Below are 22,467 nucleotides of genomic sequence, written 5' to 3' on the forward strand. Positions count from 1 at the left end.
TCTCCCGCCGCGAAAATCGGCGCATGAGATGAGGCCGAGCCGGCATGGTAGGGGTAGGATTGGAACACGACCACCCCCGCCGGGACGAGGCCCATGGCGCAACCGAGATCCTCGCATGTCCTCCACAACGTCGGCTTGCTCTGGAATCAAGGAGTTGCCGCCGGGCTCTCCGACGCCCAGTTGCTCGAGCGTTTCGCCGCGTCCCAGGCCCTGGCGGCCGAGTCGTTCCATGCCGCCGAGGTCGCGTTCGAAGCCCTGGTCTCCCGGCATGGCCCGATGGTCCTTGGTGTCTGCCGCCGCGCTTTGAACGACCCTCGCGACATCGAGGACGCCTTCCAGGCGACGTTCCTCGTCCTCGTGCGGCGGGCCCCTTCCGTCAGGGTGGAGGGCTCCCTCGGCCGCTGGCTCTATGGCGTGGCCCGTCGCGTCGCCGCCAGGGCCCGGATCCGATCGGAGCGAATGAAGGCGCGTTCTCTCCCTCTCAACGGAGATGAACCCGAGGCTGAGCCCGAAGCGCGAGCCTCGGATGAGTTGCTGGCCGTCGTCGACGAGGAACTCGGACGGCTTCCCGAGAGGTATCGGTCGGCGATCATCCTCTGTCACCTGGAAGGACTGACGCACGCCCAGGCGGCCGATCGACTGCATTGCCCCGTCGGCACGCTGAGCGGTCGGCTTTCGCGGGGTCGAACCTTGTTGAAGCGGAGGCTTGTGCGTCGGGGCTTTTCCTCGACCGCCGGATCGTTTGCCGCGTTCCTGACTCCGGAAGCGACTCGCGCCGCAGTCCCCGAGTCCTGGATTTCGCAAGCGGCGAGGGCCTCGGCCGAACTCGCCCTCGCCGGGCGGATCCAGGGGGGAGCCGTCTCCGTCACGGCGGTTGCGCTCAAGGACGAGGTCTTGCGAGCGGCCCTGGCTTTCAAGCTGAAGGCCTGCGCCTCGGTGTTGCTGGCGGTCGCGTTGACGACCGTGACGCTCGGGGGCAGGGCGGGGGCCGGGGATCAGGCCGCACAGCCTCGGGGCCAGATGCTCAATGCGGTCGCGTCGAAACCGGACAAGGCCGTCCCGTCTCCTTATCCACCGGCGGACGAGCTCATCCGGGAGATCGAGGGACTCATCAAGTCGGCCCGTCGGCCGATGGAGTCGGAGCTCTTCAAGTCGACATTTACGAACCTGGCCGATCGCATCGCCGTGTTGCGCCAGGGTTATCCCCGGGATCCTCGCGTCTCTCAATACATGCTCGATCGGTGGATGTCCTTGAACTTCATCGGCAGGAGGGCCGAGATGGACGAGGAGGTCGCCGCCGTCCTGGCGACGTCGAGCGATGACGTCTTGCGGAGGAATGCGCTCTACATCCAGTCGGCCCTCCGACTCCAGGATCCGATCGGTGTCGGGCGGACGGTCGCGATCGCCGAACGGTTCGCACGCGATTTTCCCGGCGACAACCAGGGCGCCTTCCTCTTTCGACAGGCCGGGCAGAACCTTGATGGTGCCTGGTACACGTTGATCGGGCTCTCCGCCGCTCTGGGAGTCCTGGCGGCCACCCTTTTCGGACTTTCCCGCCGAGTTTCGAGGAGCAAGATCAGGGGTTGGCTCAAGGTGGCCTTCCGCGTCGCGGTTGTGGTGATGCTGGCCGCGAACCTGATCCTGATCGCGTATCGGGTCCAGTCGAGCAGCGCCAGGGAAGGGCTGATTGAAGTCGTCCTGAAGCATCTCGAGACGGCCTCGAGGAGCTTACTCAGTCTTCAGCCGATGGCGTCGGCGCTCGGCTATATCATCACGGAGAACCTGAGGCGTGTTGCGTGGACCCCCTGGATGGGGCTCGCGATAGGTCTGTCGGCGCTCGGGGCCTATGCCGTTGCGTCTTATCGAGGACTGACCTGGGAGACCTTTCGATGTCGGTTCTCGAGGGGGGTGCTCGCAAGTCTGAGCTTCCTGGTGATCCTCCTCGGTTTCCAGCTCGTCGGCCTGGTCTGGGTGACGTACAAGCTCTGGCAGATCGAGGCCCGGCTCGAACGCGAGTATCCCACCTCATACGGCAGCCAGATGGTCAAAGGAGCCCGGAGGCAGAGCGAGGGGCTGGGGAAGCCATTCGAGCTCGAGTTCAATGACGCGATCACGGGGCGTCACATCTCGATGAAGGACCTGCGAGGAAAGGTCGTTGTCATCGACTTCTGGGCGACCTGGTGCGGCCCTTGCGTCGGCGAGGTCCCCGAGATGAAGCAGGTCTATGCCGAGTATCACGACCAGGGGGTCGAGTTCATCGGCGTGAGCCGCGACCTGCCCGAGGAGGACGGCGGCCTCAAAGACCTCAAGGATTTCGTGGCGAAGCATGACATGCCCTGGCCTCAGTACCACGAGGCGCAGGACAACCACCACCTGGTTCGCAACGGGGATGCCTCGAAGGGTTTCTCGGAATCCTGGGGTGTTAACGGAGTGCCCACCGTCTTCCTGGTCGACGCCGAGGGGAATCTGTCCTCGACGACGGCCCGGGGGAAGCTCGAGACGCTGATCCCTCGCTTGCTAAAGGCTCGGGACGCGAAGTCGCCTTGAACTTTGTTGGAAGCCCGGTCAGTCGTCAAAAACGGCTCAACTGGCAGCATTGTAACGCCGATATCATCCCCGGGCTCATCGAACCGGCAGGTCCGGACGCGCCTTGGGCTGCGCTCCGGGCCTTGGACTTCGGAGTTCGGGGATGTCGCGACGATGGCCGACTCGATTGCTGGTGGTGCTCTTTCTCGCCCTGGGTGGTTGCGCGCAGCCGCTTCCCCGACGTGAATACGTCGAGGTGGTCGAGGGCCTGCATCAGGTGGCCCACCGCCCGCCGCACACGATCCACCCCGACGAGCCCGAGGCACTACGGCTCGACCCCGAGCCCATGCCCGTCGAGATATCGGGCCCGCAGCCGGTCGACGCGTACATTCAGCGAGCCCTCGCCGAGAACCAGACCGTCCAGGCCGCCCGCTTCAACGTCCTGGCGCTGAAAGCGAGGATTCCGCAGGTCACGTCGCTCGACGATCCGACCGTCTCGAACACGATCTATCCCATCCCGAGCGTGGCTCCCCAGTATTCCTTGATGGGATACAACCCGTACAACCTCATGATCGCCCAGCAATTCCCCTGGGCCGGGACCTTGCGGCTCCGCGGCGAGGCGGCCGAGCAGGATGTACAAGTGGCCTTCGCCGAACTCGCCGCCGCGCAGCTCGATGCCGTGTCGGGGGTCAAGCGGGCGTATTACGACCTCTACTTCAGCGAGCGGGCCGAGGCGATCCTGGTCGAGAACCGGAAGTTCGCCAGCGACGTGGTCGAGTTCGCCAAGGCGAGGCTGAAGTCGGGCGGGAGCCAGCAGGACTACCTCCGCGCCGACGTGGTGATCTCCGACATCGACCGGGAACTGCTGCGGATCCGGCAAGGGCTCACCTCGGCACGGGCGGATCTCGCCCAGGTGCTCCACGTCAGTCCGGAGTCGGACCTGCGGACCACGCCCGAGATGAAGATCGCCGAGGTCCCCAAGGCGGTCGACCGGCTCTATCGCCTGGCCGTCGCCGCCCGTCCCGAGCTGCGCGGACGGCTGGCGGCGGTCGCACGCGACGAGCGGGCCGTGGAACTCGCCCGGAAGCGCTACTACCCCAACGTCACGCTGGGCCTCTCCTACATGGATATGGAGAAGACCAACGCGATGACCCCCAACACGGCGGGGGGGATGCCCAACATCGGCTTCTTCGTTGGGTTCAACCTCCCGGTCTATCGTGCCAAGCTCGCCGCCGGCGTCTGCGAGGCCCAGGCCAGGACGGTCGCCGACGCCAAGCTCTACGAAGCCGAGCGCGACGCGACCTATCGCGAGGTGAAGGACCTGCTCAGCCAGGCGAACACCCAGCGCCAGACCATCGAGATCTTCCGCACGAACATTTTGCCCAAGAGCGAGCAGGCCCTCGAGGCCGCCGCCAGCGACTATCGCCTCGGCAACGTCGATTACGTCACCCTCATGACGGCCTGGCGCGAGGTGCTCCAGATCAAGCTCCAGGTCGCCCAGGTCGAATCGGAGCTGGGCAAGGCCCTGGCTTCCCTCGAGCGGGCCGTCGGCGTACAGCTCAACGAGCATCCCCCGACACCCGAGGCCGAGTCGACGCCTGATGCGGCCTCGGACGCCAAACCGATGGTCCGACCCGTGCCCCCCGGAGCCGACTCATCGAGCCCATTCCCGTCCCAGAACGACCCGGCTAAGGATCAAGGCGAGGATCGGGCCAAGGGCAAGGAAGAGAAATCGACCCCGCCGCAGAGACAACCACGCACGACCGACGCGGGGGGCCGCGACCAGGACAAGCCCCACGCCGAGGCCAATGGCGAGGTCATCGAGTCCATCCCTCCCATCGAGATCGAGGTGAGCGGCCCGACTGCCTCGAACGACTGAACCGAGATCGAGGATCGTCCCTCTGAATTCGAGGCCGGGCCTCTCGCCGAGCGGTCATACGGACGGCTGCCCTCCGCGGCGGCTTCCTGGTATGATGATCCAAATGACGATGCCGGGCCTGCGAGGGCCTGGCGTCCGACCGTGCCTCGACGGATGCGAGGTGCCGGGATTTGCGGGCGGCCCGGGCGTCCCAGACGCCGATCGGCCGCCCGTTTCGTTTCTGTTCTTGATGGGCTCACCTCGATGCGCCGCGTGTCGGCGGCGTCGGGGCGTCTGGAATTGGGCTTCGCGGAGTAAGTCAGGCGTGGCGACTCGAGTGACCAAGCGGCAGATTTGCGGGATCCTCAACCTGGACAAGCCCTCGGGCATGACGTCGCGCGCGGTCGTCGACTGCGTGTCTCGCCCGCTGCGAGGCGTGAAAGTGGGGCATGCCGGGACCCTCGACCCGCTGGCGACGGGAGTCCTCGTCGTCTGCGTCGGCGCGGCGACTCGCCTGATCGAGCTCGTCCAGAGGATGCCGAAGACCTATCGCACGGTCATCCGACTCGGGGCACGCAGCGACACCCTCGACGCGGACGGGCAGATCGTCGAAGTGGAGTCCCCGAAGGTTCCCGCACTGGAAGAGATCCACGCGGCGCTCGCTCCCCAGATCGGCCTGATCGACCAACTCCCGCCGGAATATTCTGCGTTGAAGGTCGCCGGGGAGCGAGCCTACGACCTCGCCCGCGCCGGGCGCCCGGTGGTGCTCCAGCCCCGACAGGTCCGGATCGATCGCATCGAGCTCATCCGCTACGAGTGGCCCCACCTGGAACTCGAGATCGACTGCGGCAGCGGCACGTATATCCGCTCGATCGCTCGTGACGTGGGCGAGGCTTTGGGCTGCGGGGGCCTGATCGAGGTCCTGACTCGCACCCGTATCGGCGTTTTCAAGCAGAAGGACGCCCTCGATCCCCAAAACTTGCGCGTCGAAGAGATCCCCGACCTGCTCAGGCCTGCGCTCGATGCCGCGTCGGGCCTGCCGCAGCTCGCCATCGACCAAGAAGGCCTGGCCGCGATCCTCCAGGGCCGTGCCCTCGAACAGCGGTTCTTCGGTGAGGCCGCCATCCCCGCGGGCGAGGTCGCGCTCGTCGGCCCGGACGGGAACCTCGCCGCGATCGGCGAAGGAGATCCGAACACGGGTCGCGTCGCGCCCCGACGGGTGCTGGCCACGGAGTGAATGCCGGAGTCCGCTCCCTTTCGGGGATCGGGTGCGAACCAGGGGGTTCAGGGGCCTGTCATTACCCATGAAACGGTTGTGACGAAGGCATAGGAATCGGAGGCCCCGGGCCTGCTCGCGGCCGATCGCTCCGAACATCTCTCCGGTTTTGTCCGTAACAAGATGGATAATCCGACGAGGATTATGCCGATGTCTGAAAGCATGGCAGGCCTCGATCTCGCCGAGGGCGAGTGTCGTTGACGGGAGGGCCGGGGTGCTCTAGAATCCCGTCAGAGCCTGCCTATTCCTATCCTCTTTCCCAGAGAGGTCGTACCCCACCTTGGCTGAACTCAAAAGCACCGAGCGGTTGGATCGTCGGGAGAAAACGATTCTCGTGGGAGTCATCCTGCCGGAGTCCGAGATCAACCCGGACGATCCCCTGGACGAAATCCGGGGGCTGGCCAAGACGGCCGGGTTAATCGTCGTCGGGAGTATGCTTCAAAAGCGCCATCAGGTGGATATCGCCACGTATATCGGGTCGGGCAAGGTCGAGGAGCTCAAGGAGCTCGTCGAGGCGCACGAGGCGGACCTCGTGGTCTTCGACAACGACCTCGGGCCGGCGCAGACCAGGAACCTCGAGAAGCTGCTCGGGGTCAAGGTCATCGACCGCACCGAGGTGATTCTCGACATCTTCGCGACCCGGGCACGGACGCATGAGGCCCATCTCCAGGTCGAGTTGGCGCAGCTCGAATACGCGATGCCTCGCCTGAAGCGGATGTGGACCCACTTGTCGCGCTATAAAGGCGGCATCGGCGTGCGCGGTCCCGGTGAAAAGCAGTTGGAAGAAGACCGCCGGCTGGTCATGCACCGGATCCAGGACCTCAAGGCGAAGCTCTCCAAGGTCCAGGCCCGGAAAGAGCGCGAGGTCGCCGGCCGGGGCGATGCCCCGACCGTCTCGCTCGTCGGCTACACCAACGCCGGCAAGAGTACCCTCATGAATGCCCTGACCGACGCCGGGGTGCTCGTCGAGGACAAGCTCTTCGCCACGCTCGACACCCGCACCAGGCGCTGGCGGTTCCGCGGCGGCGGCCACGTGCTGCTGTCCGACACCGTCGGCTTCATCCGCAACCTGCCGCACTCGCTCGTCGCCTCCTTCAAGGCGACGCTCGAGGAGGCTCGCCAGGCGGACCTCCTGCTGCACGTGGTCGACTCGTCAAGCCCCGAGGCCGAACTCCAGATCCAGGCCGTGAAGAGCGTGCTCGAGGAACTCGGGCTCGCCGATCAGCCGACGATCCTGGTGCTCAACAAGTCGGATCGGGTCCCCGACCGTTCGTTCCTGGACGTGTTGAAGGCCCACCACGACGACTCGGTCACGATCAGCGCCGCGAGCGGCGATGGCCTGGAACGCCTCGAGCAGGCCGTGCGTGAAGTCCTCAACGAGCGGGCCCTCGATGCGGAAGTCGAGACGGGCGTCGAGAACGGCCGGGTCCTGGCGTACCTCGCCCAGCACGCGCAGATCCATAACCGGACCTACGACGATGACCGCGTGGTGCTCCAGTGCCGGCTCCCCCGACGCTGCCTCGACTACTTGAACGAGCACGGCGCCCACGTCCGCACCAACGACCAGCGGCAGTACGCCTGAGCGATCGGGCGGAATCCACCGTCATCAACACAGAAGCACCCGGGCCGGCTGATCGCCGACCCGGGTGCTCTTGGTTTCGAACTTGAGTTTACCTGGCGAGTCGCCGGTTACCAGCTTCCGCCCTGGCCGGAGTCATCGCCGCCGCTGTCGCCACCGCCCCAATCGCCACCGGCGCCGGCGTCATCGGAGCCGCCACCGCCCCAGTCGTTGCTGGCACCGGCATCGTCGGAGCCGCCACCGCCCCAGTCGCCGCCGGTCCCGGCGTCGCTCGACGCGTCGCTGGAGCCCCAGTCGCCACCGACGCCGGTTCCGCCCGACCAGTCGGCATCGGCCGAGGGTGTGTGCTCGGCAGGCGCCCCCCAACTCCCTTCGCTGGCGCTCGAGGCATGGTCGCTGTAGGACGAGTCGGTGCCCTCGGGCGTCGAGGGATTGATTACGCCGTGGCTGCCCGCGACGTCGCCCTGGATCGGGTGGCCTTCCGGCGTGTGCGGGCGGCCGAACTGGTCGTAGAGGATGTTGCCGACGACCGCGCCGCCGATGCCGCCCAGGGCGCTGCTCACGAAGCCGCCGCCCTGGCGAGGGGGCGGGCCACCATAGCCGGGTCCGGGCCCGACGCCGGGACCGTAGCCATAGGGGGGAGCTGCGCCTGGGCCTTGCGGGCTCATGCCGGCGCCGTAACCTCCCGGAGGCATGGCTCCGTAACCGGGCCCGCCTTGCTGGGCACCATAGGCGGATTGTGGCTGCGACCCTCGGAAGAGTCGGCTCACGACGAAGAGGAGGATAATGACCGCAAGACCAACGAATAAGAGCATGGGTAGAGCACTCCCTTTCTTGGCCGGCGGCGCCACGTCGGGCACCTCGGCGTCGGGTACAGGGACTCGGGCGGGTGCGGGGGGAGCCGGGCTGGCCGAGATACCTCGGTTCGCCCCTGGGTTCTTCGCCGCGATACGTTCGATGTCGGCGACCGTTCCCAGCAACCCTTGATCAAATTGACGCTCTTTGAACGAATTGAGCAAGATAGTGTTGATGGAACCGAGGTCGGCCTTGGTAAAGAGGTCCTCGGCCGAGTGGCTCCTGGCGACCCAGAACTTGTGCTCGGCCTTGGCGATGAGGATGTAGAGCCCGCGCAGCTTCAACGCCTTGGCATTGGAGACCGCGCGATTCTCGGCGGTCTCCCCGTCGAGGCTCTCGACCGTCTCGATCACGATGTCGCGGTGGTGGGCAAGCCCCAGCTTCCGAAGCGACTGGTCGGCCTTTTCGACCGCCGACTCGCTGAAGAGATGCGCGCGATCGTGCACGCCTGTTTGGATTGCCGGAGTTTGCGCCGGGACCAGACCCGCAGTCGCGAGAATCGCGACGAAGGCGCAGCCCGTTGTCAGCCATCGCATCATCAATGAATCTCCTCCTTCGGGTCACCGAGTTCTGGCGGCTTCACATCTCCGCGAGGAAATCGATTAAGCCGCACGCGACATGCCAACGGCGTCGGAAGCTCGGCCCCTCTTTGGGGTATTCGTCCGTCCCCGACAAATCTCGGGACCCATTTTCAGGCTGCTGAGGATACCAGGCCCGTCTCACCCGGGCAGGCTATCGAAGCGGATTACGCGGAAATCTCGCGGTTGGGACGACACTCGCCCCGGTTCCGGCTTCAGAGCAAGGGGGAAAGGAGCCGCACGACGTCCTCGGCGAGGGCCCGGAATCGGCCTCCGACGGGCAATTCCGTGTGGGATTCGGCCATGATCGATTCGACCCAGGCCGTGGTCTCCTCGATGTCCCCTCGCGAGGTCAAGAACAGAGCGACCTCGTAGTTGAGAAAGAGGCTCCGCATGTCCATGTTGGCGGATCCGACGATCGCGACGTGGTTGTCGATCAGCACGACCTTCGCGTGCAGCATGACCGGCTCGAAGAGCATGACGTGCCCGCCCGAGCTGTGGAGCTCGCGGATGTAGCTCGCACGGGCGAGGTCGGCCATGAGGTGGTTCGAATGCTCGGGCATGATGAGCCGGACGTCCACGCCCCGGCGTGCGGCGAGGTCGAGGGCCTTCGCGAGCGTCTCATCCGGCACGAAGTAGGGCGTCACGACCCAGATCCGGCTCGTTGCCGTGAACATCAACGAGACGAGCGACTCGAAGAGTGGGTCGCCGGCCACGTCGGGGCCGCTCGCCACGACCTGCGCGACAGTTGTCTCGCCCTCGATCGGCGGTGCGGGCGTGGCGTCGATCGTCACGCTCTTGCCGGTCGTGAACTTCCAGTCGGAGCGGAACAACTCGGCGAGGTCGGCGACCGCCGGGCCCGAGATCGCGAGCGAGAAGTCTCGCCAGCGCTTCGGGTTGGGGGTCGGCCCCATGTACTCCTCGGCCAGATTCATCCCGCCCGTGAGGGCCTCCCGCCCGTCGACAACCACGATCTTGCGGTGATTGCGCAGATTGGCCCTGCCTCGGAACGGGGTGTGAAGAACCGGCATGAAGAAGGCGACCTCGGCTTTCGATTCATACAAGGGGGCGAGGAAATATCTGCGGAGGCGCCAGGAGCCGACGGAATCGAGCAGGAGCCGGACCTCAACCCCCTCCCTCGCACGCCCGGCGAGCCTGGTGATGATGGCCTGGGCGACGTCGTCCATGCCGAGGACGTACGTGGTGATGTGGATGGATGTCTTCGCGTTGTCGATCAGGTTGATGAGGTGTCTGTACGCCTCCTCGCCGCTCGTCAGCGCCTGGATCCGGTTCCCGGGGGTCGCCGGCGGGACCCCGTAGGACTGGAGGACTCGCTCGGCGGGGCCGATGCCACTCGTCTCGCGGGAGATTCGCCGGAAGTGGTAGACGGGTTCCTTGCGACCCGCCCGGATCCGCATCTTGCGCCCGCCGAACATCAGGTAGAGCGGGACCCCCACATAAGGGAGCAAGAGGATGATCAGGAGCCAGGCGATCGTGCTCGACGGCGACCGCTGGGTGCGCAGCATCCTCGCGAGGAGGACGAGGGCGAGCAGGAAGCCGAGCGAGGTCAGGAGTGGTGAGAGGAACCAGAAAACTTCTTTCGGAGGCGAACTCGGCATCGGCACGTTGATATCCATCGCCTCGGACGTCTCCGGGCCCTTCGCAACGAGGGGATCGCGTTTCGGTTTGCGAGTCGACGAGCCCGGTCAACCGGCGTTCGGGGGTCGCTTGGGGGTCTGGACGCAGCGGAAGCCGGTGTGATTCGTGCCGCTGTCGGTCGCCCCCTTGCCGCGGGCCCCGGGCAGATATCGCGTGCAGTAGAGGTCGCTGCAGAGGAAGGAGCCCCCACGCTGGACGCGCTTGGGGATCTGCGGTTCGGCCGGGTCGTAGCTCGAATCCGGGCCCTGCGGGTCGCGTTCCTTCGAGGCGTCATAGCCGGGCTTATACCAGTCGGCGCACCACTCCCAGACGTTTCCGGCCATGTCGGACAGGCCATAGCCGTTGGGGGCGAAGGTGCCGACGGGGGCCGTCTTGACGTAGCCGTCCGAAGCGGTGTTCTGCGAGGGGAAGTCCCCCTGCCAGTTGTTGACGAGCCACTTGCCGTCGGGCATCAGCTTGTCGCCCCAGACGTAACGCTTCTGGTCGAGCCCGCCGCGTGCCGCGTATTCCCACTCGGCTTCGGTGGGGAGCCGCTTGCCGGCCCATCGGCAATAGGCCGCGGCATCATCCCAGCAGACGTGGACGACGGGGTGATCGTCCTTGCCGTCGATGTTGCTGCCGGGCCCTTCAGGGTGCTTCCAACTCGCGCCCGGGACGTAGCTCCACCAGATGTAGTGATTCTCGAGCGAAACCTTGCCGGCGGGGGGCGTGAAGACGAGCGAGCCGGGGACGAGCAGTTCCTTGGGGGCACCCGGGAAATCCTTGGGGTCGGGGGCTCGTTCGGCGACGGTCAGATAGCCGGTGTCCTTGACGAACGCGGCGAACTGCTTGTTCGTCACCTCGCTGCGATCGATGAAGAAACCGTCGAGCGTCACCTTGTGGACGGGCAGGGCATCCTTGGTCGTCGGGTCGTCATAGCCCATGATGAAGGAGCCACCCGGGATCCAGACCATCCCTTCGGGGGCGGGGCCCGGCGCCTTGGTCCTCGGGGCGGCCGGCGCCGTGCTCGATGCGGGCGGAGTCGGAGCGGCCTCGGACGTTGGTGGTGAGGATGTCGTCGGTGCGACGGTCTCCGACTCGACAACGACCGCGTCCGAGACTTCCTCCTTCGCCCCACGGCCGGACAGGGCCGCATAGGCGCTCAGCCCAGCGACCGCCAGCACGAGGACGAGAATCGCCGCCGGCCGTCGCCAGTTCTTCAAGGAAGAGGATGCCTCTTCGCGACGATCTCGGGCGGCTTTTCGCGATTTCTGCGACACGGATACCCCTTCATCTGAGTCCGACACTCTCGATCGCCCGCGGGCCCTTTGACAGTCCCACGAGGCGAGATCAACGCACCACATCCGCCATCTTCAAGTATGCTTCCGGCCCCGGCCGATTGCAACGCAACCCGTCGTTTGCCCGCAAATCGGGCGGTTAAATCGAGTTTTGTTATGAAGTTTAGATATTTTTGTATGTAAGGTGCGAATGGATTTGATCTTGGCTAGGGTTTGCGAGTGACGGTGACATAGCGGACGCCCCGACTCGCGTCGCCGAGGGCGAGCCAGGCTTGCAGTCGGCCGGGGCCTGACTTCAAGGAGACGTCGTCGAAGGTGCATTGTGTCGCGTTCGGCTTCAGATCCTGGTCGAGCGAGACGCCCCCGAGTTCGAAGTGGGCCTTCGATGCGGCGGGGACCGGGTCGAACCGCAGGGTGATCCGATAGGAACCGGCATTCGCGACGTCGATCTCCCAGAAGCCCAGGTCGTTCGGATTCCAGCCGGCCCGAGGGCCGCGCCAGTCCTGGCGGGTCAGGATCGAAGGATTTTCCTCGGGAGATCCCAGGATGATCCGCGATGCGGCATAGCCGTGGAGCCGGCCGACGTCCTGGAACCATGCTTCGTAGCCGGCTCGCATCCTGGCGACGACATCGGGATGTTCGGCGGCGACGTTGTGCATCTCGAAGGGGTCTTTGGCCATGTCATAGAGCTCGAGCGAGCGGTCGAGCGGTTGGGGCTTGGGTGTCTCGGCTCGGACGAGCTTGTAACGCTGGGACTCGGCGGCGAAGGCCCGGAAACGCTCGGGGGCATCACCCCGATGCCACTGGAGGTAGAACGTCCGGTCGGGCCATTGCACCGGCTCGCCTTGTAGGAGTGGGAGCAGGCTGAGGCCGTCGAACGCCAGATCCTTCGGCGGGGCGACTCCGCAGGCATCCAGGATGGTCGGCGTCAGGTCGAAGGCCATGGCGATCGTATCGACCTGCTTGCCTTTGGGTAGATGGCTCGGCCATCGGATGAAGCAGGGGACCCGGATCCCTCCCTCGTAGACCGAGCCTTTGCGGTCGCGCATCCCGCCGTTGTAGCGGAGTTGCTGGGGGCCGTTGTCGGTGAGGAAGATGACCAGGGTCTTCTCCGCCAGGCCGAGCTTCTCCAGCGAGGCGAAGAGGCGTCCCAGGTTGTCGTCGATGTTCGTGACCATACCGTAAATGCGTGCGGTCGTGTCCTGCTCGACCTGCGGGGGCAGTGGGTGGCCGACCTTGGGGAAAGCGTCGGCCGGGAACGTCTTCGACTTGTAAGGGGCGTAGTCGGCCTCGGGCACTTGCAAGGGGGTGTGAGGCGCATTGAAGGCCAGGTAGGCGAAGAAGGGCTCATCCTTCTTCTTGGTGATAAATTCGATGGCCGCGTCGGTGTAGACTTCGGAGCAATACCCCCGCCGCTTTTCCTCGCGGCCGTTGTGCTGGAGGATGGGGTCGAAGTAGCTCTCGCCGCCGGGGACGTCGGGATCCGAGGGCTGGCCGATCCCGCCGCCGCGATGGACGAGCGACTCCTGGAACCCCTGATCCATCGCTCGCATCGGGTAGCTATCGCCGAGGTGCCACTTGCCGAAGATCCCCGTCTTGTAACCGGCCGAGCCGAGCATCTCGGCGAGCGTCACCTCGCCGGGATACATCATGGCCCGTCCGAGCCAGGTGTCGACGACCCCAGTGCGGTAGGCGTATCGCCCGGTGAGGAGGCTCGCTCGGGTCGGCGCGCAGACGGGGGAGACGTAGAACCGCGAGAAGCGGACGCTCTCCGCCGCGAACCGGTCGAGGTTGGGGGTCCGGATCAGGGGGTTGCCGTGGGAGCCGAGATCGCCGTAACCCTGGTCGTCGGTCATGATCAGGATCACATTGGGCCTCTCGGCCGCGGCGAAGGCGGTCTGACCCAACCCCAGAACGGCCAGTACGCAGGCCGTAGCGATTCGACGTTTCATGGCGTAACCTCGACGAACGACGTGGGCGTGCCCACAAGTGATGCGACCGAGACTCGGGCTAGTGCGAACCTGGGACATCCTGTAGAACAATAGCGATCCGCTCACGTACAATGGAAGTCCGGGCGGGTCATCCGTCGACGATCTTCCGAGGTCTGCCAGCGTGTTCCTCCACCGTGTTCGTGCGATCAAGGCCGGATTGCTGCTCGCTGCGCTGATTGGTGCAGCTTGCGGAGCCCTGCGCAGCGAGTCCGCGAATCCGGGAACGCCGCAACGAGCCGCGGGGTCCTTCGCGGTGGGCCACGCCGAGGCGATTGGCCCCCATCTGGTCCACACCGGGACCGTGCCGGCCGTCGTGCACTCGGACGAGCCGATCGACCGGCTGGACGACGACGACGATCGCTGGAAGTTGCTCAAGACCGTCCAGTACGCCCAGGACTTCATCCCGCTCGACCTCGCTTGCCCCCCCTCCTCGACCCCCCGCGAGTGGCGTCCCTCAGGTTCCACGAGCGAAACCTTGCAGCTCCACCTTCGCTGCTAGCCGAGACGTCCCGATACGTGCGATCCCACCCGCCTGCGCGCGTCCACCGCGGACGATCCAGGTACGGCCGTTCGTCCGATCCCCGTCATTCGCCTTGATAACCTGGCGGTCGGGGGACGTCTCCTGCCAAGCTCGTCGAGTCATCTCACAAACCTCAACAACGCCACGCGAGGCCCTGTCCCATGGTCCGCGCCATCATTCTCTGGAGCCTGCACAACCGCCTGGTGGTCCTGCTGGGCGTCGTGGCTCTGATCGCCATAGGCATCCACTCCGCGAATAACCTGAACGTCGAGGCGTATCCCGACCCCACGCCGCCCCTCGTCGAGGTCATCACCCAGAACCCGGGAGCCTCTCCCGAGGAAATGGAGCGCCGGGTCGGCATCCCCATCGAGACCGCGCTCAACGGCATGCCCGGTCTCGAGGACATGCGGAGCACGTCCGTCGCCGGCCTCAACGACATCAAATGCCAGTTTGCCTACGGGACCGACTACAAGTCGGCGCGTCAGGAGGTCATCAACCGCATCGGGGCGGTCAGCAACCTCCCTCCCGGCGTGACCCCCGGCCTCTCCCCCTGGAGCCCGACCGGCGAGATCATCCGCTACGTCCTCGAAGGCCCCGGCTATACCACGAACCAGCTCAAGGCCGTGCAGGACTGGGTCCTCTCCCGAGCCCTCAAGACCGTGCCGGGGGTCATCGACGTCACCGGATACGGCGGGACGGTCAAGCAGTATCAGGTCCTCGTCAGCCCGAGGATGCTGAAGCAGTACAACCTGACGCTGCAGCAGGTCGAGGACGCCCTGGCGAAGTCCAACGACAACGTCGGCGGCGACATCCTCATGCTGGGCAATCAGGCCCACAACGTCCGGGCCATCGGACTGCTGGGGGAGGGCACCGACCCCCTAGACCCGGCGAATATCGACCACGCCGTCGAGATCGAGCAGGACAAGCTCGACGACATCAACAAGGTGATCGTCGCGACCTCCGGAGGCGTGCCGATCTACGTGAAGCAGGTGGCCAGGGCGATCATCGGCCATCGACCCAGGCTCGGGATCGTCGGGCGCGGCAGCGAGAACGACGTCGTCGAGGGCATCGTCCTCATGCGCAAGTATGAGAAGAGCCTGCCGACGGCCAAGGCCGTCATGGACAAGCTGCGCGAGATCGAGGAGGAGAAGATCCTCCCCAAAGGGATGAAGGTCAAGATCTTCAACCAGCGGACCGACCTCGTCCACGTCACCACGCACAACGTGCTCCACAACCTGATCGTCGGCATGGCGCTGGTGATTGCGGTCCTGTTCATCTTCCTGGGGGACCTCGCCAGCGCCGGGATCGTGGCGATGATGATCCCGCTGGCCTTGCTCTTCTCCGTGACCGTGCTCTTCTTCCAGGGGAAGTCGGCCAACCTCCTCTCGATCGGCGCCGTAGACTTCGGGATCATCGTCGACAGCTCGGTCATTATCGTTGAAAATATCTATAGGCATATTACGTCGCGGAATACGGACAGGACCCGCCCGCTCATCGACCGGATCGCCGAGGCCTCGCACGAGATCGAGCGGGCCTTGTTCTTCTCGGCGGCGATCATCGTCTGCGCGTTCCTGCCGCTCTTCGCGATGACCGGCCCCGAGGGTGCCTTGTTCGGGCCGATGGCGAACACCTATGCCTTCGCGATCTTCGGCGCCCTGTGCCTGGCCCTGAGCCTGGCGCCGGTGCTCTGCTCCTTCTTCTTCCAGAATAAGAAGGAGGAGGTGGATACCTTTGTCGACCGGATCATGAAGCGCGGATATCTCCGTAACCTGAACCGGGTCCTGGACCGTCGCTATCAGACCCTCGCCTTGATGGTCGTGCTCCTGATAGCCACGATCGCCATGATCCCCGGGCTCGGCGGCGAGTTCATGCCCGAGCTGGAGGAAGGGAACCTCTGGATCCGCGCCCTGATGCCCCGGACGGTCTCGCTCGAGGAGTCCGCTCGGATCGCGCCGAGGCTCCGGGAGATCATCGCCTCGGTCCCCGAGGTGCGCGGGGTGATGTCGCACGTCGGCCGGCCCGATGACGGGACCGACGTCACCAGCTTCTTCAACATCGAGTTCAATGTCCCGCTGAAGCCGATGGAGCAGTGGCGCAAGGGGATCACGCGCGAGAAGATCCAGGACGAGATGATGGCCAAGTTCCGCGAGTTCCCCGGGCTCGACTTCAACTTCTCGCAGTTGATCCGGGACAACGTGGAGGAGGCCCTCTCCGGGGTGAAGGGGGCGAACTCGGTCAAGCTCTTCGGCAACGACTTCAACGTGCTGGAGGACGTCGGCCAGCGGATCGTCGGCATCCTGCGGTCGGTCAGGGGGATCGAGAACGTCGGGATCTTCCACATCCTCGGCCAGCCCAACATGGAGATCGCCATCGACCGGGACGCCTGCGCCAGCTATGGCGTGAATGTCGCCGACGTGGAAGCCATCATCCAGGTGGCCATCGGCGGCCGGGCCTTCTCCCAGATGGTCGAAGGGGAGAAGCTCTATGACATCGTCCTCAGGCTCCCGCTCGAACAGCGAGACGACCCGACGGTCATCGGCCGGATCCCCATCGACGTGCCGAGCAACGGCGCCGGGCAGAGCACCCGGATCCCGCTCTCGCAGGTCGCCAGGATCAACCCGCACAAGATGGGGTCCTCCTACATCTATCGGGAAAATAACCGCCGCTATATCCCCATCAAGTTCGCCGTCAGGGATCGCGACCTCGCCTCCACGATCGACGAGGCCAGGCGCAAGGTTGAGGATCCCAAGACGGGGGCCAAGCTTCCGCAAGGGTACAAGATCGAGTGGTCGGGAGAGTTCGCCCAGATGCAGGCGGCGAACGATCGCTTGATGTGGATGGTGCCGCTGTCGATCACGCTCATCATGGTCCTGCTCTACACGGCGTTCAACTCGCTCAAGGACGCCTTGCTCGTGATGGCCAACGTGCTGGCGGCGACGATGGGGGGCGTCTGGGCCCTGAAGCTCACCGGGACGCACTTCAGCATCTCGGCGGCGGTGGGCTTCATCTCCATCTTCGGCGTGGCCGTGCAGGACGGCGTGCTCCTCATCTCGTACTTCAACCAGATGAGGGCGGTGGGGATCCCCGTCCGCGAGGCGGTGATGCGAGGCGCCGAGCTTCGCGTGAGGCCGGTCGTCATGACCTCGCTGACGGCGGCCCTCGGGCTCTTGCCGGCGGCTCTGGCCACCTCGATCGGCTCGCAGGCGCAGAAGCCGCTCGCGATCGTGGTCGTCGGCGGCATGGCGGTGACGCTGCTCCTGACGCGTTACCTCATGCCGGTGCTTTATAGCTTCTTCCCCGCACCGGCGGGCCACGCCCACGACGACCACCAGGCCGAACTGATCGAGGGTTCGCACTACACGGATGAGCTGCTCAACCTCCGCGCTCGGCGGGAACGTGAAGAGCACTCGTAAATGCAGTGAGCGGAGACGAACGTCGGCGTGGTGGATGGCCACCACGCCGGCGTCTTGCGTTATCGGAGGATCGACTCAGTCGCGGACCTCGGAAACGACGCCCGAGCCCACCGTCTTGCCCCCTTCTCGGATGGCGAAGCGGCTGCCGACGTCGAGCGCGATCGGCTTGTCGAGGCGGGCCTCGAGCTGCGTGTGATCGCCGGGCAGGACCATCTCGACGTCGCCCGGGAGTTGCAACTCGCCGGTCACGCTCGTCGTGCGGAAGAAGAACTGCGGCTTGTAGCCGGCGAAGAAGGGCGTGTGCCTTCCCCCTTCATCCTTGTTCAACACGTAGATCTCGCAGAGGAACCGGGTCCGCGGGATCAGCGACCGGGGCGCGGCGATGACCTGCCCGCGCTGGATCTGGTCGGACTTCACGCCCCTCAGGAGCAGGCCGACGTTCTGGCCGGCCTCGGCCCCTTCGAGGGACCGATTGAACTGCTCGACGCTCGTCACGACCGTCTCGCGGACGTCGCCCAACCCGACGACCTCGACTTTCGTCCCCGGCCCGATCCGCCCCTGCTCGATCTTGCCCGTGGCGACCGTCCCGCGGCCTTCGATGGTGTGGACCCCCTCGATCGGCATCAGGAACGGCTTGTCGGTGGCCCGACGCGGGGCCGGGATCGCGCGGTCGAGAGCATCGAGCAACTCGGCGATGCTGCGGGAGGCCTCGGGGTCGCTGGGACGCTCCAGGGCGGACCGCGCATTGCCTCGCACGAACGGCGTATTAGCGCCGTCGAAGCCATACTTCGACAACAGCTCACGCGTCTCGAGCTCGACGAGGTCGATCAGCTCGGGGTCGTCGACGAGGTCGACCTTGTTGACGAAGACGACGAGATGCGGGACACCTACCTGGCCGGCGAGCAGGATATGCTCTCGGGTCTGGGGCATCGGGCCGTCCGCCGCGGAGATCAGGAGCACGGCCCCGTCCATCTGCGCGGCTCCCGTGATCATGTTCTTGACATAATCGGCGTGACCTGGGCAGTCGATGTGCGCATAATGCCGCGTCTCGGTCTCGTACTCAACGTGGCTGGCCGTGATCGTGACCGTCTTCGACGGGTCGCGGACGTTTCCGCCCTTGCTGATGTCCTGGTACGACTTGGGGCGAGCCAGCCCCTTCGCGGCCTGGACGGCGAGGATCGCGGCCGTCAGGGTTGTCTTGCCGTGGTCGATGTGCCCGATCGTTCCGACGTTGACGTGAATCTTCTCCACCGAACAAACTCCCAGACTGCCGAAAAGGGCAGTCTTGAGGGTTCCGGCCCCTTCCTCCCGGTCGCGAGCGACCTTTTTATCACGACGAGTGACGCCAGAGAGTCGGGGACCACGCGACCCAGGGTCGAAGGCGAACGCCCGGAGCCGTCTACCGTCGGGAGACATCGCCTCGCGGGCTCTGCCTGCCTGGGCGGGACCTGTCCGTCCTATTTCCACGAGACGCACGGGGTCCACTTCGATGACAATGGAAGGCGGCCCGAGGTTCGCATTCGTCTCTGCCGTCAACTCGAGTCGATCGAGTGAACGGCCGGGGCCTTGGAGTTGTCCGACAAGCCGGGACTTCGAAGTTGCGATCCGTGCGAATGTCGTCAGGTAGGATGTCAATTGATCATGAGCACCATTAACTTTTATAGCGTGAGCGATGAGTATGGCGAGTTCTCCAACTTCTCGCCTTATCCCATCTTGCTCCGAGGGAAGCGTTGGCCCACGACCGAGCATTACTTCCAGGCGCAGAAGTTCGCAGGCGCGCCCGATGAGGAGGAGTTGCGGAAGGCCAAGTCGCCGATGATCGTCGCCCGCATGGGCCGGAGCCGTTCGCGACCGCTTCGCAAGGACTGGGAGTCGGTCAAGGTCCAGATCATGCACGAGGCCGTGCTGGCGAAATTCACCCAGCACGAGGACCTGCGAGCCCTCCTGATCGGCACCGGCGACAGCAAGCTCGTCGAGCACACGACCAACGACGATTACTGGGGCGACGGCGGCGATGGCTCGGGCAAGAACATGCTTGGAATCCTCCTGATGCGAGTGCGTGAGGAATTGACCAGGAACGGTTGATAGCTTGCTCACTTCGGAGGCCGCGGTGTGATCCGGGCGTCCGTTGAGTTAAAGTATCACTTCAAGAATTGAACGTTTTTCCGGGACAGGAAACTCGAAGTCCCGGCGAACCACATGGAACCCCCAGCCATGTCGACCGAACCCGACGAACAGCTCGAACCATTGCAGATCACCGCATATTCGGCATGGGGCTTCGACGTGAAGATCGTCCCGGCCTGGTTCAAGCGGGACTGGATGGACGCGACGTCGTCGGGTTTCGCATATCAGTGCCTCCCCATGACGCTGGCCAACCAGTCGGGCTGGTTCATCCTGGCCCCGCACGGGGCGACCGCGGAGTGGAACGGGGGCAAGGCTCCCACCGACTTGAAGGTTCATGTCGAGGGCTCCCCGCCGATGACGCATGCCATGTCGCAGGTGGGGAGCGGGATCCTGACCTGGACGATCCCTTATATCTTCAGGACGCCCCCCGGCTGGAACCTCCTCTGCCGAGGCCCGGCCAACCACGTCAAGGATGGCATCTCCCCGCTGGAAGGCCTGGTCGAGACGGATTGGAGCCTGGCCTCATTCTCGATGAACTGGAAGATGACGCGCCCCGGCAGCGTGACTTTCGAGGCCGGGGAACCCGTCGCCATGCTCGTGCCGCACTTCCGGGAAGACCTCGAAGACTTCCAGGCGGACTTGCAGGAACTCTCGAACAACCCCGAGTTGAGCGAGGGCTACCGGGTCTGGATCACCTCGCGTCAGGAGTTCCTCGCCGCCCAGAGGAGTGGCGATCTCGCAGCCATCAAGAAGAAATATCAAAAGCATTATTTTCAGGGAACGACCAACTCCGGAGTCTTCTTCGAAGGCCATCAGAAGAAGCGCCGCCTGGCCCACTTCGATGCCAGCAAGATCTCCAGGCCTCCTGAACCGGAGCCGGGCGTTTCGTGAGGATCAAGTAGATGGTGGAATTGAGAATTGCGTGCGAATGTCCGTTCGGCTTTGATTTGAAAGAAGAAACCGGAAAGTTTGCGGATTTGATGAATTTCAATTAAAAGTCGCCTTGAGCAGCGTCTTCTGGGGCAGGTTGAGCGGCGGGGTCCGAACGGCCGAACTACGACGAAGAAATACATTTGATCTTGACTGGATAACCTTGTCTCGCGACTATTTTCCGACAGCATGGATGGTGACACAATCCGGAGGATTCACATGCATTGGCCGCTCCTCACAACCCTCGTCTCGTTGCTCTTGATCGCGGGAGGCCAGATCGCCGAGTCTTCGGCGATCTCGTTACTGAATTACGAGGGGGGCTTAGCTCTCTCGCAGAGCGCACCCGAAAACTCGGGCTTTTTCATTCCCATGTACTTGCCGATGACTCTCGATTACGGGCCGCAAGGGGGAAGCATTACGTTTAACGCCGGCGCCTTCACTCCCCCGTTTACTGGCCTCGACGCATATTCCGATCAGACTTTTCCGATCAGTGGGCAGTTCTTCTTCAATCTTGGCGTGCCGGCGAACGGTTCCAATGATTCGTTTGCAGGACCGGTGCTGGATATCTCAGGATCGTTGTCCGGTTCGGTTGATGGTCCAGGGTCGGGAGGCACGACCTGGCGGTGGTCCGGCAAATACGGGGGAACGGCGACATCGGCGATGATTGATGTGTTCAGCCCGCAGGACGCGTCACTGCTCCCGGCTCCACTTCAAGACATCCTCAATCACCCGGACCATTTCCATTTCGCCGCCGTCGTGACGGGTGGGTGGCAAAATGAGCTGCAAGTCACGTTGACCTTCGACGCTCCCACGCCGGTCCCCGAGCCTACCACACTCATCACGCTGGCCGCTGGTGTTGCCGGACTCATTTACCGCCGCCGCAATCGTCGATAGCCCTGGCCTTGCGCATACGGAATCCGTCATGAGCCATTGACAGATCAGGCGACACCGTCGAATCGCGTGAGGATCCCCTCGATCGAGTCAGCATGGATCTGCCAGGACTGCTCGGAGTAGCCGCCGGAGAGGACCATCGCGACGGGGATCTTGCGCTCCCGGGCGAGGTTCACGACGAGCATGTCCCGCTCTTCCAAATCGCCGGCGGAGAGGCAGAGGTTAGCCAGCGGGTCGTCGGTATAAGGGTCGGAGCCGCCGTTGTAGATCAGGAGGTCGGGGCGGACCTCGTCGAGCACGCCGGGCAGAAAGGTTTGCACCATTTCCAGGTATTCGGCCCCGGTCGTCCCGCGCTGGAGCGGGAGCGGATAATCTTCCGGCTCCTTATACAGGGGGAAGATCTCGCCCTCATACATATCGGCGATCGAGGCCCACGGCCAGTCGTTGAAGACGGCGGCGGAGCCGTTGCCCTGGTGGGCGTCGAGGTCCACGACCAGGACTCTCGCGACGAGTCCCTCGGCGTGGAGGATCGCGGCCGCGATCGGGATGTCGGCGTAGACGCAGAACCCGCCGCCCCAACCCGACGCCGCATGATGGAACCCGCCCCCGAGGTTGATTGCGATACCTCGCTCGAGGGCCATTCGGCAGGCGAGGATCGTGCCCCCCGTGGCTCGACGCTTGGGCCTCAGGATCCGCCAATCGACGAGCTAGGCCGGGAGCTTAGCGACGATCGGGACCTCGAGGATCTCCGCGAGCGAGCCGCTTCGCTTCAAGGACCGCAGGTAGTCGGGTGTATGCACGGAGAGCAACTCCGCGCGAGTGACCGGCTTCGGAGAGACGAAGTCGCCCGGCTTCCTCAAACCTCTGCGGATCAAAGCCTCGTGGATGCGATGATACTTGCGCCCGTCGAATCGATGCAGGCGTTCGAGGCCGAAGACCGTGATGTTATAACCGGGGTGATAGACGATCGGGATCATACTGGCGGAACCC

16 protein-coding genes are annotated in these 22,467 nt (G+C 64.8%); 9 read left to right on the forward strand and 7 right to left on the reverse strand.

What is annotated here, in order from left to right:
* Positions 1 to 93 precede the first annotated feature (93 nt).
* From ACOYYX_RS12285 to hflX, 4 genes are all read left to right on the forward strand, one after another.
* Positions 94 to 2,547, forward strand: coding sequence for a sigma-70 family RNA polymerase sigma factor (locus ACOYYX_RS12285; RefSeq protein WP_422930193.1), 2,454 nt, complete (start codon positions 94 to 96; stop codon positions 2,545 to 2,547).
* A gap of 142 nt (positions 2,548 to 2,689) precedes the next feature.
* Positions 2,690 to 4,405 carry a TolC family protein gene (locus ACOYYX_RS12290; RefSeq protein ID WP_422930194.1) on the forward strand — a complete coding sequence of 572 codons (1,716 nt, stop codon included), beginning with the start codon at positions 2,690 to 2,692 and terminating at the stop codon, positions 4,403 to 4,405.
* Between the two features lie 304 nt (positions 4,406 to 4,709).
* Complete coding sequence (truB, locus tag ACOYYX_RS12295) at positions 4,710 to 5,621, forward strand: tRNA pseudouridine(55) synthase TruB (RefSeq protein ID WP_422930195.1); 912 nt, start codon at positions 4,710 to 4,712, stop codon at positions 5,619 to 5,621.
* Between the two features lie 373 nt (positions 5,622 to 5,994).
* Positions 5,995 to 7,242, forward strand: a complete 1,248-nt coding sequence (gene hflX / locus ACOYYX_RS12300) for a GTPase HflX (protein WP_422930196.1) — start codon at positions 5,995 to 5,997, stop codon at positions 7,240 to 7,242.
* A gap of 107 nt (positions 7,243 to 7,349) precedes the next feature.
* Here hflX and ACOYYX_RS12305 read toward each other — a convergent pair whose 3' ends face one another.
* The 4 genes from ACOYYX_RS12305 to ACOYYX_RS12320 all read right to left on the reverse strand — a co-directional run bounded on the left by ACOYYX_RS12305 (position 7,350) and on the right by ACOYYX_RS12320 (position 13,560).
* Positions 7,350 to 8,633, reverse strand: a complete 1,284-nt coding sequence (locus ACOYYX_RS12305; RefSeq protein ID WP_422930197.1) for a TPM domain-containing protein — start codon at positions 8,631 to 8,633, stop codon at positions 7,350 to 7,352.
* A gap of 254 nt (positions 8,634 to 8,887) precedes the next feature.
* Positions 8,888 to 10,309, reverse strand: coding sequence for a phospholipase D-like domain-containing protein (locus ACOYYX_RS12310; protein ID WP_422930198.1), 1,422 nt, complete (start codon positions 10,307 to 10,309; stop codon positions 8,888 to 8,890).
* Between the two features lie 69 nt (positions 10,310 to 10,378).
* Complete coding sequence (locus ACOYYX_RS12315) at positions 10,379 to 11,533, reverse strand: SUMF1/EgtB/PvdO family nonheme iron enzyme (RefSeq protein WP_422930199.1); 1,155 nt, start codon at positions 11,531 to 11,533, stop codon at positions 10,379 to 10,381.
* Positions 11,534 to 11,814: 281 nt separating this feature from the next.
* Positions 11,815 to 13,560, reverse strand: coding sequence for an arylsulfatase (locus ACOYYX_RS12320; protein WP_422930200.1), 1,746 nt, complete (start codon positions 13,558 to 13,560; stop codon positions 11,815 to 11,817).
* A 160-nt stretch (positions 13,561 to 13,720) separates the two neighbouring features.
* Here ACOYYX_RS12320 and ACOYYX_RS12325 point away from each other — a divergent pair, with 160 nt between their 5' ends.
* Both ACOYYX_RS12325 and ACOYYX_RS12330 read left to right on the forward strand, forming a co-directional pair.
* On the forward strand, positions 13,721 to 14,098 hold the full coding sequence (locus tag ACOYYX_RS12325; protein ID WP_422930201.1) for a hypothetical protein: 378 nt from the start codon (positions 13,721 to 13,723) through the stop codon (positions 14,096 to 14,098).
* A gap of 182 nt (positions 14,099 to 14,280) precedes the next feature.
* Positions 14,281 to 17,532 (forward strand): efflux RND transporter permease subunit, encoded by a 3,252-nt coding sequence (locus ACOYYX_RS12330; protein ID WP_422930202.1) that lies wholly within the window; start codon positions 14,281 to 14,283, stop codon positions 17,530 to 17,532.
* A gap of 75 nt (positions 17,533 to 17,607) precedes the next feature.
* On the opposite strand, the gene tuf is transcribed toward ACOYYX_RS12330, so the two are convergent.
* A complete protein-coding gene (tuf, locus tag ACOYYX_RS12335; RefSeq protein ID WP_422930203.1) occupies positions 17,608 to 18,783 on the reverse strand; it encodes an elongation factor Tu in 1,176 nt (391 codons plus the stop codon).
* Positions 18,784 to 19,173: 390 nt separating this feature from the next.
* Between tuf and ACOYYX_RS12340 the strand changes: the two genes are divergently transcribed.
* The 3 genes from ACOYYX_RS12340 (at position 19,174) to ACOYYX_RS12350 (ending at position 21,480) form a co-directional block, all read left to right on the forward strand.
* Positions 19,174 to 19,617, forward strand: a complete 444-nt coding sequence (locus tag ACOYYX_RS12340) for an NADAR family protein (RefSeq protein WP_422930204.1) — start codon at positions 19,174 to 19,176, stop codon at positions 19,615 to 19,617.
* Positions 19,618 to 19,746: 129 nt separating this feature from the next.
* Positions 19,747 to 20,547: a DUF6065 family protein gene (locus ACOYYX_RS12345; protein ID WP_422930205.1), complete on the forward strand. Its 801-nt coding sequence runs from the start codon at positions 19,747 to 19,749 to the stop codon at positions 20,545 to 20,547.
* A 258-nt stretch (positions 20,548 to 20,805) separates the two neighbouring features.
* Positions 20,806 to 21,480, forward strand: coding sequence for a PEP-CTERM sorting domain-containing protein (locus tag ACOYYX_RS12350; protein ID WP_422930206.1), 675 nt, complete (start codon positions 20,806 to 20,808; stop codon positions 21,478 to 21,480).
* A gap of 44 nt (positions 21,481 to 21,524) precedes the next feature.
* On the opposite strand, the gene ACOYYX_RS12355 is transcribed toward ACOYYX_RS12350, so the two are convergent.
* Both ACOYYX_RS12355 and ACOYYX_RS12360 read right to left on the reverse strand, forming a co-directional pair.
* Positions 21,525 to 22,118, reverse strand: a complete 594-nt coding sequence (locus ACOYYX_RS12355; protein WP_422930207.1) for a histone deacetylase — start codon at positions 22,116 to 22,118, stop codon at positions 21,525 to 21,527.
* 66 nt (positions 22,119 to 22,184) lie between these two features.
* Entirely contained in the window at positions 22,185 to 22,454 is a 270-nt protein-coding gene (locus ACOYYX_RS12360) for a hypothetical protein (protein ID WP_422930208.1), read from the reverse strand.
* Between the last annotated feature and the right edge of the window lie 13 nt (positions 22,455 to 22,467).

Origin of the sequence: Singulisphaera chitinilytica, assembly GCF_049331405.1 — a bacterium.
Lineage (GTDB): Bacteria > Planctomycetota > Planctomycetia > Isosphaerales > Isosphaeraceae > PoT.